Annotated in this window: 10 protein-coding genes and 2 pseudogenes; 5 read left to right on the plus strand and 7 right to left on the minus strand. The window is 74.9% G+C overall.

The features are described 5' to 3' along the window. Positions 1-78 precede the first annotated feature (78 nt). From MW084_RS09720 to MW084_RS09730, 3 genes are all read right to left on the minus strand, one after another. Positions 79-738 (minus strand): RloB family protein, encoded by a 660-nt coding sequence (locus tag MW084_RS09720; RefSeq protein WP_010472066.1) that lies wholly within the window; start codon positions 736-738, stop codon positions 79-81. Continuing rightward, entirely contained in the window at positions 738-1,997 is a 1,260-nt protein-coding gene (locus MW084_RS09725; protein ID WP_010472068.1) for an AAA family ATPase, read from the minus strand. The genes MW084_RS09720 and MW084_RS09725 overlap by 1 nt, the downstream gene beginning before the upstream one ends. A 256-nt stretch (positions 1,998-2,253) precedes the next feature. Beyond that, positions 2,254-3,171, minus strand: a complete 918-nt coding sequence (locus MW084_RS09730) for an alpha/beta fold hydrolase (protein WP_010472070.1) — start codon at positions 3,169-3,171, stop codon at positions 2,254-2,256. 104 nt (positions 3,172-3,275) lie between these two features. On the opposite strand from MW084_RS09730, the gene MW084_RS09735 reads away from it, so the two are divergent. The 4 genes from MW084_RS09735 (at position 3,276) to MW084_RS09750 (ending at position 6,832) form a co-directional block, all read left to right on the plus strand. Then, positions 3,276-3,899, plus strand: coding sequence for a TetR/AcrR family transcriptional regulator (locus tag MW084_RS09735; RefSeq protein ID WP_010472071.1), 624 nt, complete (start codon positions 3,276-3,278; stop codon positions 3,897-3,899). A gap of 361 nt (positions 3,900-4,260) precedes the next feature. Next, complete coding sequence (locus tag MW084_RS09740) at positions 4,261-5,010, plus strand: ABC transporter ATP-binding protein (protein WP_010472074.1); 750 nt, start codon at positions 4,261-4,263, stop codon at positions 5,008-5,010. Then, on the plus strand, positions 5,004-6,260 hold the full coding sequence (locus MW084_RS09745; protein WP_010472076.1) for a DUF7224 domain-containing protein: 1,257 nt from the start codon (positions 5,004-5,006) through the stop codon (positions 6,258-6,260). Before MW084_RS09740 ends, MW084_RS09745 begins: the two co-directional genes overlap by 7 nt. Then, positions 6,257-6,832, plus strand: coding sequence for a hypothetical protein (locus MW084_RS09750; protein WP_010472078.1), 576 nt, complete (start codon positions 6,257-6,259; stop codon positions 6,830-6,832). The genes MW084_RS09745 and MW084_RS09750 overlap by 4 nt, the downstream gene beginning before the upstream one ends. Before the next feature lie 229 nt (positions 6,833-7,061). On the opposite strand, the gene MW084_RS09755 is transcribed toward MW084_RS09750, so the two are convergent. From MW084_RS09755 to MW084_RS09765, 3 genes and pseudogenes are all read right to left on the minus strand, one after another. Continuing rightward, positions 7,062-8,447, minus strand: coding sequence for an erythromycin esterase family protein (locus MW084_RS09755; RefSeq protein ID WP_010472079.1), 1,386 nt, complete (start codon positions 8,445-8,447; stop codon positions 7,062-7,064). A 188-nt stretch (positions 8,448-8,635) separates the two neighbouring features. Continuing rightward, positions 8,636-8,951: pseudogene (locus tag MW084_RS09760) on the minus strand (hypothetical protein); the annotation flags it as partial. Positions 8,952-8,976: 25 nt separating this feature from the next. Next, a pseudogene (locus tag MW084_RS09765) lies at positions 8,977-10,233 on the minus strand (alpha/beta hydrolase family protein); the annotation flags it as partial. 473 nt (positions 10,234-10,706) lie between these two features. On the opposite strand from MW084_RS09765, the gene MW084_RS09770 reads away from it, so the two are divergent. Then, positions 10,707-11,864 carry an acyl-CoA dehydrogenase family protein gene (locus MW084_RS09770; RefSeq protein WP_010472083.1) on the plus strand — a complete coding sequence of 386 codons (1,158 nt, stop codon included), beginning with the start codon at positions 10,707-10,709 and terminating at the stop codon, positions 11,862-11,864. A gap of 179 nt (positions 11,865-12,043) precedes the next feature. Here MW084_RS09770 and MW084_RS09775 read toward each other — a convergent pair whose 3' ends face one another. Beyond that, entirely contained in the window at positions 12,044-12,823 is a 780-nt protein-coding gene (locus MW084_RS09775; protein ID WP_010472085.1) for a phosphatase, read from the minus strand. Positions 12,824-12,918 lie beyond the last annotated feature (95 nt).

A 12,918-nucleotide genomic window follows, 5' to 3' on the forward strand; every position in this document is an offset into this window, starting at 1 on the left:
ACGACCCGATACGACGAGGGAACCCTACGGCGACTCGGAGCGGAGCTCATAACCGTGAGCGCGACCAGCCGCTTCGCGTCAGTACCCGGTGACTCTGAGGCCCTTCTCGACGAAGACGTACACGTCCGTGTACGGGTCGCGCCGGTCCATCTGCACGTGGGCGGGGTGTTGGGCGTTGATTCTCTGCGCCCACCTTTTCGCCTGGGCGAAGCTGCCCCGCGGGAGCTCGTCCGGCCGCATGTGCTTGAGCGCCTCGGGCGTCCCGGTGAAGGGGAGCTGCCTCACGACCTCCCCGCACACACCGCTGAACTTGCCGTGCACCGGCTTGTGGTGGAGCAGCCGCCACAGCTCGAAGCACGGGTGCGAGAAGGCGACCTGCACCCCCGCCTCGTCGGCGAGCCTCAGGGCCTCGGGGATCTGCTGGTGCTCGTCGCGGTCGAAGAGGCACCAGACCTCCGGCCACAACTTCTCGTCCAGCTTCGCCTTCCTCGCGGCGCGTGTCTCCTCGCGCATCAGCCGTGCCGCCGCTTCGACCAGCACGATCGGCTTGCGCTGCGATCCCGGCGCGGACGCGTTCGCGATCCGGACCTCGACACCCGTGTCGGCGGGCTTGCCGCGCACGATCTCGATGTACTGCGGCTCGGTCACCTGGCCCTCGGTGAAGACGTGGACGATCCTGTAGCGCCGCTGCCCCTTCTTCGCGGGGCCCAGCGAGTCCTTCCCCCTCGTGCGTGCCATCAGCCGCCGCTCCGCTCCGTCCCGGAATCGCGTTCCCGCTCGTTCGCCGCCAGCAGCCGCCGGGCGATCTGGCCCTCCAGCAGTGCGGGGACCGCCCCGAAGGCGCCTGCCAGGTAGGACTTCATCAGGTCCTCGTCCTCGCCCGGGGAGGCCGCGGTGAGCGGGTACAGCTCGGTCGCCCCGTCCTCGTCCTTCTCGGTGAGCCACACCTGGGCGGGCTCCAGCAGGCGGCCCCCGCTCGGCGTGGTGAGCACGGAGGGGTCGTGCGAGGTGAAGACGAGCTGCGCCCCCCTGGGGTTGGCCCGGGGGTCGTGGAACAGCCGGATGACCTCGGCGGCGAAGCGGGGGTGCAGGCTGGCGTCGAGTTCGTCGACGAGCAGGACCGCTCCCTCGTCCAGGGCCAGCAGCAGCGGGCCGAGGAGGGCGAACCAGGAGCGGGTTCCGTAGGACTCGTCCCGCCAGTCGAGGGGGACGTCGCCCGTGGCGGACCGGTGGGTGAGCCGGACCTCCGGTCGGCCTCCGGGGCCTTCGACGGCTTCCGCTCCGGTGATGCCGAGGTCCGCGACCCGCAGCAGCTCGTTGATGCGGCGGGCGCGCCCGCCGGTCAGTTCACGGGTCGTGAACGTCTCCCTCTCCACCCGCTCGACCTCGGGGTTGACCAGCCAGAGGTTGCGGCGGAACCAGTGGAAGAGGGGGGTGAGCTGCGGGTGGTTGTCCGTGCCGGCGGTGGAGAGCACCAGGGCGTTCGGCCGGGTGCGGCGCTCCAGGCCCGCCCGGTCCCGCACGCGGGCGCCCGGCCAGTCGTAGACCTTGGCGCGCGAGGCGTCCCGGTCGAGCCACACCTGGCGGTGGCCGCGCGGGTAGCAGTGCAGCCACTCGGCCTCGACGCGCTCCGGGCCCAGTTCGAAGCCGTACGTCCAGCGCACCCCGTCGAGGACGAGGTCCACCTCGTAGAAACTGGGCTCCGCGTCGCCCCTGCCGCTCAGTGCGAAGGGGGTCCGGTCCGTTCCGTCGTAGGCGGCCCAGCGTGCGTAGGAGTTCTGCACCGCGCCGCTCATGTCGGTCATCGCGGCGAGGACGTTCGACTTGCCCGAGGCGTTGGCGCCGAAGACGCCCACCAGGGGGAGCACCCCGATCGCGCCCCCGGCCAGTTCGACGCGCCGCGCCGCGGCGCTCGGCTCGTCCCCGGACACGACGAACGTCAGCTCCTGCTCGTCGCGCAGTGACCGCACGTTGGCCGTGCGGAATCTCAGCAGCATGCCGGCCCCTCTCCGCCGCCAGCGTAGTGGCTGGGGTGGCGGCGGGTACCGCCGAGACGAGCCCGGAAGGGGCCCGGGCCGCCCCTGATGCCTGAGCGCCCGCCCCCACCGTTCGGCGCGGGGTGATCGGTGATGACGCCGGGCTGCCGTCCCGGGCCCGAGGCGCCGGCTCCGGTGCCGGTTCCGATGCCGGACCCGTGGTCGCCCGTACTGCCCGTACCGCCCGGAGCCACCGACCGGGGGCGCGACCGGCCCGTCAGTCGGCGGAGGCCATGAAGTCCAGCATCCTGCGGTTGACTTCGTCCGCCTGGTCGATCTGGGGTCCGTGGCCGGTGCCGGAGACGATCTCGGCGCGGGCGCCCGGTATCAGGCGCGGGACGCGCTCGACCTGCCTGCGCGGGTGCACCAGGAGACTCCGCTTGCCGAGGACCAGGTAGAGCGGGGTGCGGATGGTGGACAGTTCGTCGTCGGACAGGGGCAGCGGGGCGGGACGGCGTACCCGGTAGGCACGGACGCCCTGCCTGATCATGGTGCGCAGCTCCGGCACGACGAGGACCGGTTGCTCCAGCCAGGCCGCCAGCCGCGGCCGCAGGGCTTCGGGCGCGAAGGTCGCGAAGAGGCTGGCGAATATCCAGGCGAAGAAGCGCGGCCCGACCTTCTCCAGGCCCCCGGGGTCGAGCAGGGTGACCGAGGCGAGGCGTTCGGGCCTGCGGTGCGCCTGGTTGAGGGCGAGCCATCCACCGTAGGAGGCGCCGACCAGGTGCACGCGGTCGAGTCCGAGTCCGGCGAGCGTCTCGTCCAGCCACCGTGCGGCGTCCTCGGGTCGGTCGAGAGGTGCGCGCTGGACGCTGCGTCCCGGGTCGCCGGGGGTGTCGACGGCATAAACCGGGCGGGCGGCGCTGAGCGCGGGGGTGTTCGGGTACCACATGGCGGAGCAGGAGCCCGCCCCGTGGACCAGGACGACGGGGACGCGCGAGCGGGCGGCCGGGTCGGCGGGTCCGTACGTGTAGACGTGGGTGGTGCCGAAGGACGTCTCCACGTCCGTCTCCGCCGAGGCGGGCGCGCCCAGCGCGTACACCGCGTCGCAGGCGGCGAAGTAGCGGTCGCGCCGGGCGTCGTCCACGAATCGGCCGACGTCCGTCTGGGTTCGGGCGGGACTCCGGTACACGGTCACCTCCGGCTGCGATCTTCTGTGGTACGAACGTACCACCAATTTGGTACGGATGTACCATCAAGGGGCGGGGACCTCCGCGGCGACGAGGAACGAAGGAGCGGCCGATGCCCAAGCGCGTGGACCACGCGGAGCGGCGCGCCGAGATCGCCGGAGCCCTCCTCCGTGTGGCGGCACGGCGCGGGCTGCACGCCGTCGGCATGCGCGACGTGGCGGCGGAGGCGGGCGTGTCGCTGCGACTGGTGCAGTACTACTTCGAGACCAAGGAGAAACTGCTGCTCCACGGCTTGCGGCACCTGACCGGGAGGTTCGGGGAGCGCGTCGCCGCCCGCGTCCGGGCGGCCGGCGCCGATCCGGGGCCGCGCGCGGTGGTCGAGGCGATGCTGACGGCGGCGCTGCCGACGGACGAGGAGAGCCGCGTCTTCCACCTCGTCTACACCTCGTACGCCGTGCTGTCCGTCACCGACCGGGCGCTCGCCGCCCAGCCCTTCGTCAGGGACCCCGACGCCGCCGAGAGCGCCCTGGTCGGACTGCTCCGGCAGGCGGAGGAGGAGGGCCTCACCCGGCCCGGCGTGGACCCCCGGCTGGAAGCCGTCAGCCTGCTCGCCCTGTCCGCGGGGCTCGGCACCGGCGTCCTCGTCGGGCAGCGCGGCCCGGAGGAGGCCGCCGCGATCCTCGGACACCACCTGGACCGGATCTTCCGGGACGACCCCGCCGGGCCGCGGGGGTGACTTCCCGGGCGGGCGCCACGGCACCCGCCGGACGCGGCGGCGCCGGGGGACGAACGAAGGCGTGGCCCCTCCGCGTCCTCGCGCCCGACCGCACCCCCCACACGCGCCGGTGCGGGCCCGCCCCGAACTCCCGCCGGCGTGCCGCTCGGCGCCCGTACGGCCTCGGTGACCGCCGGACGGCCTCGCCGCCGCATCACGAGCGGGGACTCCCCCTCTGCCGTGGACGAAACCGCCGCGGCCCCCCAGACCGTCCGTACGAACACCACGGTGTCTCGCACCCGCCCACCCACAAGCCNCCCCGCCCTCCCCGCCTCCGTTTCCCGGCGGGGAGGACGGGGGCCTTCCTCGCGTAAGGCTCCGCATGCCCCTGCACTACGACGCCTGCACGTTCGGCTACCGGTACCGCTCACGCCCCGTCCTCGACGGTCTCACCCTGCGCATGCCCCCCGGGCACACGGTCCTCCTGGGGCCCAACGGAGCCGGCAAGAGCACCCTGCTCTCCCTGGGGGCCTCCGCCACCCGCCCCGGCAGCGGCCGTGTCCTCTACCGCGGCCTCGACCCCGCCGTGCGGCGCCAACGCGGCCCCTACCGGCGGGCCGTGGCCTGGCTGCCGCAGAAACCGGACTTCCTGCCGGGCATGACCTGCCACGAACACGTCGCCTACGCGGGCTGGCTCAAGGGCATGAGCGAGAAGGCCGCCTGGCGCGCCGCCCCGCAGGCCCTGGAGCGCGTGGGGCTCGACGACCGCGCCCGCCACCGGATCGACCGGCTCTCGGGCGGGCAGCAGCAGCGCGTCGCCATCGCCCAGGCGCTCGTGCACCGCGCCGAAGTGCTCCTGCTGGACGAACCCACGGTCGGGCTGGACCCCCGGCAGCGCGAGACCTTCCTGAGCGTCCTGAACGACTTACGCGGATCGGTGCACGTCGTCCTGTCCACCCACGACGTCGCCGACCTCGACACCGCCTTCGACCACGTCGCGGTCCTCTCCGAGGGCCGTGTCCGGTTCTCCGGGACCATGGACGAGTTCACCGCGCACGCCGAACCGGGCTGCGCCCCCGGCCGCCACCTGACCAGCGCCTACATCTCCCTCACCGGAGGCGCGGCATGCTGAAGTGGGCCGAACTGCGCGCCTCCGCGGTGCTGTGGCTGATCCTCCCGGCCGCCTCCTACCTGTGGCTCTACCTCGACTCGTACGGCATGGCGTGGTCCTCCCGCTACGGGGTCCAGTCCGGGGAACTCGCCTCCGTCGGGGTCGCGGTGACCGCTCCGGTGATGGCGGCGGGAGCCGCCTGGGCCGCGGGGCGCCACCGCCGACTGGGCCACATGGACGCCACGAGCCCCCGTCCGGTGTGGCGGCGCCTGGCGCGCGCCACCGCTCCCCTGTGGGTGCTGCACGCGGTGCTGTCCGCCACCGCGCTCGTCATCGCCCGGGTGAAGGTCGGAGTGTGGCCGAGCGGGCCCGGGTGGCTCGCCGTCGCCCACCTGGTGCTGCTGCCGGCCGGGTGGCTGGCCATCGGGTGGTGCGCGGGCAGGGCGCTGCCCAGGAGCGTGGCCGCGCCGCTGCTCGGGATCGGCTGCTGGGCGTGGCTGGCCTTTCCCCAGTCCTTCACCGCGCCCTGGTGGCGGCATGTCAACGGGTTCGTCGCGACGCTCTCGGACCCGACCGTGACGCAGGTTCCCACGGTGTACTTCGTGGCGTGGGCCGTCACCGCCTCCCTGGTCCTGGCGGCGTGGCTCATGACCGGGCGGCGGCGCCGGATGGGTGTCGCCGCCGGTGCGGCCGTCGTCGCCGGGGCCCTCGCGGGCGGCGGATGGGCGGTGGACGGATGGGGGTACGGGGGGCACGTCCGGGCGCGCGGCACCGCCCTCGTGTGCGTCGGCGAAGCGCCCCGGGTGTGCGTCCCGCCGGAGTACCGGCCCTACGCGGACACGCTGCGCCGCGACACCCTCGAACCGCTCGCCCGTGTGGAACGGGCCGGTGTGGCCCCTCCCCGCGAGCTGCGCGTCCTCTCCGAGGACGCCCCCGTCCCGCCGGGGGTGTGGCCGCTGACCCACTGGTCTCCGCCTCGGAGCCACCCCGGCGGCGCCACCCGGTCGGGGCCGGACGTCCTGGTCCGACCGCTCATCGCGGGCGTGGCGGCCCAGGGCGGGAAGAAGGCGTGCGTCATGGACGGAACGACGCCCGCGTACTGGGCGGCACTGGTCACGACCGGTGAAGAACGGCCGCTCCCGGCCGACCTCGCCCCCGGCCGGCGGCGGGAACTGGAGGACCTGCGGCGCAGACCCGCGGCGCAGCAGGTCGCGTGGTTCACCCAGGCCGTTCGGGGCGACCGCTACTGCTGGTCCGAGAAGCTGCTGTGAGGCTCCACCTCCTGACGGTGCGCCGCTGGTGGGTGGCGGCGGTCGGCCTGGCGGCCATGGCCGTCGCCGCGGGAACCGAGGGCCTCCTCGTCCCGGTGCCGACACTCACCGGAGGCATGAGCGGCGCACCCGCCCGCTACTTCAGCCCCGTCCTGCTCGTCGGGGCACTGGTGTACGTGTGGGACCGGCGCCTGCACACCGCCGAGACCACCACGGTCCGGCACCCGCACCACACCGACCACGTGCTCGTCCTCGCCACCCTGGCCGTGGGCTGTCTCGTCACCGGCGGGCAGGAGGCGCGCAACGCGGTGCTCCTTTCCGGTGTGGCGCTCGTCGTGCACCGGCTGGCGAACGCCGCGGCCGCCACCCTGAGCGCCCTCGTCGTCCTGGTCGCGGTGCGGGTGGCCGGGCGGGGTATCGGGGTGAACGGCGAGCCGGCGCACACCTGGTGGGCCGTTCCGCTCCATCCGGCGGACGGCCTCGCCGGGTGGGCGGCGGCCTCGGCCGTACTGGCGGCGGGCATGGCATGCCGGACGCCGCGCCCGGGGCGGGCACCGGGACCGCCCGCCTGAACGAGCCGCGTGAGCGAGCCGCGTGAGCGGTCGGTCGTGCAGTCGGTCGGTTGCGCGGTCGGTCGGTCGCGCGGTCGGTCGGTCGTGTGGTCGGTCAGTCGCGCAGTCGGTCGGTCGTGCGGCCGGCCGGTCGCGCGGTCGTACGCGGCCGGACCGCGGTCGCCGCCGGGCGGGGCCCACGGCCCTGGAGGCCCAGGCCCTGGTGGGGCCCACGGCCCCGGGCGGGGGTTCAGAGCCTGTCGGCCGTCCGGACCCGGTGGAGGTGGACGAGGACGTCGTAGGCCCGGCCGACCGCGAGGGTGGGCAGGGGGTCGGGGGTGAAGGTCGAACCGGCGTCGTAGACCTGCCGGGGCCGGTCGAGCCAGGTCCGGGCCCCGGCGGGTGCCGTCCGCAGGTCCAGGTAGAAGTCCCGGTACGCGACCCGGTCCAGGGTGTGCTCGTGCATGCCGGGGCGCGCCGCCGGGACGGTGACCGGCTTCCAGTCGCCGTCGAGGGAGGCGTCCTTGGTGAGGAAGGAGCCGCCGGCGAAGGTGAAGCCGATCGCCGCGTAGTCGCGGCCCAGGCGGTCGCGCAGCACGGCGCCCTGGGTGCGCGGGTACAGGTCGGGGTGGGTGGACAGGTAGCCGACGTGGCCGTTGTGGGCGGACAGCAGCATCCGGTGGCCGGTCCGGCGCTGCCACCACAGCACGTTGTCGGCCATGGCCTGGTCGCGCAGGCGCTCCGCGGCCGTGACCGAGGCGGGGTCGGCGAGGTCGACGGTGGCGAAGGCGAAGGTCTGCGCGATGTTCCGGGCGTGCTGCACGGTCCACGCGTAGTCCCCGTCACCGGCCTCCCCGTACCCGGCGACCAGGTCGAGGGCCTCCCGGGCCCGCGCGGCGTCCTCCTCGCGCTCCGCGAGCGGCTTGCGCAGGTGGGCGAAGACATCGTCGAAGGGGCGCAGCTGCGCGTACAGCTCCTCAAGCCGGGGCAGCGCCTCCGGCCTGGTCGTGGCGACGGACGACAGGACCCGTTCGAAGATGTGGTCGCCGAGTCCCGGCGCCCCGAGGTCGTCGCCCACGAAGTGGACCCGGCGGTCGGGGTGGCGGTCGTTGTGGTCGCGCATCCAGCCGATCAGGCGGACGAACTCCTCGCGTTCCCAGGGGGATCCGGCCAGCGTCTCCCGTGCGATCCGCCGCGGGTCGCCGGGGCCGCCCTGGAGGTACTCGTCGATCCTGAGCCCGGCCGACCAGCTCATCTCCAGGGCGAAGGCGGTGAAGCCGCGCTCCTCGACGAGGTGCCGGAAGACGCGGTGCTTCATGGCGAAGAACTCGTGCGAACCGTGCGTGGCCTCGCCGAGGCCCACCACCTTCGCGTCTCCGACCATGGCGGCCAGCGCCCGCAGGTCCGCCGTCGGACCGCCGGGGTCCGTGGAGCGCAGCGGGTGCGCGACGCGCTCCAGGGAACGCACGACGCCCGCGGGGGACGCCGGGGGCGTGAGGGACGCGGGAGGCGCGCCGGGTACGGCGGGCGGGCGCGGGGCCGCGGAAGCCGCCGGGGCGAACGCCGCCGTGGCGGCGAACGCCGCCGTGAGCGCGAGCAGTCCTCGTCGGCCGATCGGCTTCCCGTACCCGTGCATGTGATCGCTCCTCGTGTGCGGCGGCTCCCCGAGCCGATGCGTCGATCCTCCTGCGTCGCGGCGCGGGCCGCGCTGGGGTCTCCCGGCGTCTCGGTCCGGGGGACCTCCCCCGCGACCGGCGGGGGAACGTCCCCGCCGTTCCCGGTGCCGGCCGGCCGCCGCACCGCCGGCCGTCTCGGCACCGCCAGTCAGCGGCGGCTCCCCGGGGACCGGACGTCGAGGTCGCCGTGGGCCGACAGGGTGCGGGCCAGGTCGCCGGGGCGGTTGCGCAGGGTGGCGTCGAGGAAGGCGAGCGTGGGCGCGGCGACGGCGCGCGGGCTTTCGGCGCGGCCGAGGGAGCCGACCGCCGAGGGCACGGGCGGCAGGTACAGGGGGCCGTCCATGAAGGTGAGGTGGGTGGTGCCGGGGAGGGTGAGCCGGTAGCTCGTCGCGGTGTTGCTCCCGAGGGCCTCGGCGAGCCGGGGGAGGTAGCGCGGGTCGGTCTCGGGGGTGACGGTCTGGGTGNGCGCNANNANCGGNCNGNGGANNNGGCGGGGGAGGTGGGGCCGTGGGGGTAGCCGTCCAGGTCTATGACGGCGTCGAACCGGTGGTCCTGCCGGGCCGCCTGCAGGGCGGCGGCACCGCCCATGGAGTGACCGGTGACCGCGACCCGGCCGGTGTCCAGGCGTCCGGCGAGCGGGGCGGTGGCCCCGTCCCGGCCCGGGCTCTCCAGCCGGGTGAGGACGAAGCGGAGGTCGGCGGCCCGGACGGCCGTCCAGCGGGCCGACAGCTCGCCGTCCCTGGCGCGGTCGCCGGTGGAGACGGTCCTGGTGCGGATCGTCCGGCCGTCGGCGAGGACGACGGCGGCGGAGTCGTACGGGTGGTCGAGGGCGGCGACCACGTAGCCGTGGCTGGCCACCTCCTCCGCCCAGGCGGTGTTCTGGGTGCGCACGCCGCCCGATCCGGGGGAGAACAGCACGACCGGGAACCGTCCGCCCCCGCCGGCCACCGGGGCGTCGGGGACCGAGCGGGTACGGGCGCGCGGGACGCCGTCGACCAGGAAGCCGGGTATGCCGACCTGCCGGGCGAGGGCGTCGGCGACGGTGCGCGCCTCGTGCTCGGTGCGCCCCAGGTACCGGGCCCGCCGCACGTCCTCGGGGCCGCCGCTCGCGGGGTACCAGAGCTGGACGACGACCGTGCGCCGGTCGTGCGGGTCGGCGGTGAAGCCCTCGGGGCGGTGCGGGTCGGTCCACTGCACCACCCGGGTGCCGACCGCGAAGCGGCCCGACGGCTCGGGGAACACGGGTACGGGGAAGGCCCAGGCGGCGGCCGGGCCCGCCGCGACCAGGCCGGCGCAGACCGCCGTGCCCGGCAGCGCCACCCACCACCGGGCCCGCCGTGCCGGCCGGCCGGTGCGGCGCCGCAGCAGGGGGGCGAGGGCGAACGGCGAGGCGACGGCGGCGCCCGCCAGCACCGGCAGCATCTGCCAGCGGACGCCCGTCACGGCCAGCGCGATCACGGACGGCACGAGCACCGCGCCCGCCGCGACCACGGCGCGCGGGCGGGCGGCGGGCGGGAGCCAGCGCGCCGTCACCAGCGCGACGGCGCCCAGCAGGGCGAGGAACTCCAGGGGGGACATGTGCAGCCCCGCGACGATCTCGGTCACCGGGTCATCCTCCGGGCGGGGTGCGCGGTGCCGCATCGGTCCCGGGTCTCCACCGTGTGCGACCGGAGTGGCAGTTCGAGGCGCCTCCCCATGCGACCGGAGTCGTACACGGGCGCCCTGCCCGTGCGACCGGAGTCGCATGCGGGCCGCGCCGGGCGGGGGGCCGCCTGGCGACCGTGAGGGGTGGCGGGGCTTTCCCGCGGTCGTACCTCGGCGCGGCGCCCTCGGACGGCGGTCTTCGGACGGCGGTCTTCGGACGGCGGTCTCCTGTGCCGCGCGGGACGGCGGCCTGCCGTGGCGGGGTCGTGTCGCACACCCGACGGCGCGGGGTGCGGGCCGCCCGTGCCCGGCCCGCTTGCGGCCCGCGCGCGGTGGCCCGACCGGGGGTCCTTCCGGGCCGTTCCGGGGTCCTTCCGGGTCCGCTCCGGGTCCGCTCCGGGGCCGTTCCGGGGCCGTTCCAGGGCCCCTCCGGGTCTCGGCGGATGCCCCGGGCCGTGCGGGATGTCACTCTGGACACCGAAGTGAACCGATGGGTAACTTGGCTGCCCGTACTACTGAGCGAGCGCTTAGACGAGTCGAGGCCCCTGGCCCCCGCACACCGGAGGAGTCCCACCGTGCGCCGTACCGTATTCACCGAGGACCACGAGGCGTTCCGGGACACGATCCGCGCCTTCATCGAGGCCGAGGTCGTCCCCGTCTACGACGAGTGGTTCGCCGCCGGCCAGGCGCCGCGCGACTTCTACTACAAGCTCGGCGACCTGGGCATCTTCGGCATCAACGTCCCCGAGGAGTTCGGCGGCGCCGGGCTGGACACCCACAAGTTCGAGGCCGTGCTGTACGAGGAGACGGCCCGCGCGGGCGTCACCTTCGGCGGCTCCGGGGTGCACGTGCTGCTCGCGCTCCCCTACATCAAGATGCTCGCCACCGAGGAGCAGAAGCGGCGCTACCTGCCGAAGTTCGTCACCGGCGAGGAGATGTGGGCGCTGGCGATGACCGAGCCGGGCACCGGCTCCGACGTCGCGGGCATGAAGACCACCGCCAGGCTCTCCGAGGACGGCACGCACTACGTCCTCAACGGCGCCAAGACCTTCATCACCGGCGGGGTCCACGCCGACCGCGTCATCGTCTGCGCCCGCACCTCCCCGCCGCGCGAGGACGACCGCCGCTTCGGCATCTCGCTGTTCGCCGTGGACGCCAGGTCCGAGGGCTACTCCATCGGCCGCAAGCTGGACAAGCTGGGCCTGCGCACCTCCGACACGGCGGAGCTGGCGTTCGTCGACGTGAAGGTCCCCGCGGAGGACCTGCTCGGCGAGGAGAACGAGGGCTTCCACTACCTCGGCCGGAACCTGCCGTCCGAGCGCTGGGGCATCGCCTTCGGCGCGTACGCGCAGGCCAAGGCCGCCGTCCGGTTCGCCAAGGACTACGTGCGGGAGCGCACCGTCTTCGGCAAGCCGGTGGCGCACTTCCAGAACACCAAGTTCGAACTGGCCGCCTGCCAGGCCGAGGTGGACGCCGCCGAGGCCGTCGCCGACCGCGCCCTGGAGGCCCTGGACGCCGGCGAGCTGACCCCCGCCGAGGCCGCGTCCGCCAAGCTGTTCTGCACCGAGGTCGCCCACCGCGTCATCGACCGCTGCCTCCAGCTCCACGGCGGCTACGGCTACATGAACGAGTACCCGATCGCCCGCCTGTACGCGGACAACCGCGTCAACCGGATCTACGGCGGCACCAGCGAGGTCATGAAGTCGATCATCGCCAAGTCGATGGGCCTGTAGGACCGGCCCGGCCGGACACACGGCGCCCTCCCCGGTCCGCCCCCTCCCGGGCGGGCCGCGGGGCGCCCTGCCGNTTNNCCGGGGGTGCGGGCCGGGCGGGCCGCACGGGCCGGGATACGGGCCGGACCGCCGGAACGCGGGCCGGACCGCCGAAACACGGGCCGGCCGTCCGGCGCCGGTCAGAGCAGTCCGGCCGCGTCCAGCAGGTAGGCGGTGAGGGGCTCGTAGAAGCGGGGATCGACGACGTGGTCGTCGAGGGGGACGACGACCTGGAGGACGCCCTCGGCCTCGCCGATGAAGAGGGCCGGGTCGTTGCAGTCCGCGTAGCCGACCGTGTCGATGCCCCACCGGCCCGCGCGGCCCGCCCAGCCGTGGTCGGCGACGACCAGGTCGGGAAGGGGTTGGCCGAGGGCGCGCAGCCCGTCGAGGACCGCGCTCATCGGCTCCGGGGAGTGGGTGTGCCACAGCGTCGCGCCCCGTTCGAACACCGCCACGTCCGCGAACTGCACCACGTACCCCTCGTCGGCGGTGAGCCCGCCGGGGATGCGGACGACGTCGCAGCCGGCGGCGCGCAGCGCGGCGGCGGTGCGGCTGTGCACGTCGAGGAGCGAGCCGGGGTGGCCGGTCGCGAAGAGGACCCGCTGCCGGGCCGCGGCGGCCTTGCGGAGGCGGGCGGCCATCCGGTCCAGGGCGTCGACCGTGAGCTCGGGGTCGATGGTGTCCTGGCCTGCGCGGTGCCCGGGGTCGTCGTTCACTCCGCACCGCTCGGCCATCACCGCGAGCACGTCCTGCTCGTCGGCCCAGCGGTCGCCCAGCTCCAGGCCCAGCCAGTAGTGGCGGTCGCCGTTCGCGAGCTTGCGGTAGTGGGCGAGGTTGTTGTCGCGCGGGGTGGCGACGTCTCCCGCGATGCGCGTGCGGACGAGGTGCTCGACGAGGGCGGCGCGGCTGGGTATCGGCATGGCCCCCATTGTGCCGCCCGCCCCCGGCGGCGGCCGGACCGTACGGCCGCGCGGCGGGCCGGGACCTTCGGCCGCATGGCGGGCCGGGACCTTCG

Origin of the sequence: Streptomyces sudanensis, from assembly GCF_023614315.1 — a bacterium.
GTDB lineage: Bacteria > Actinomycetota > Actinomycetes > Streptomycetales > Streptomycetaceae > Streptomyces > Streptomyces sudanensis.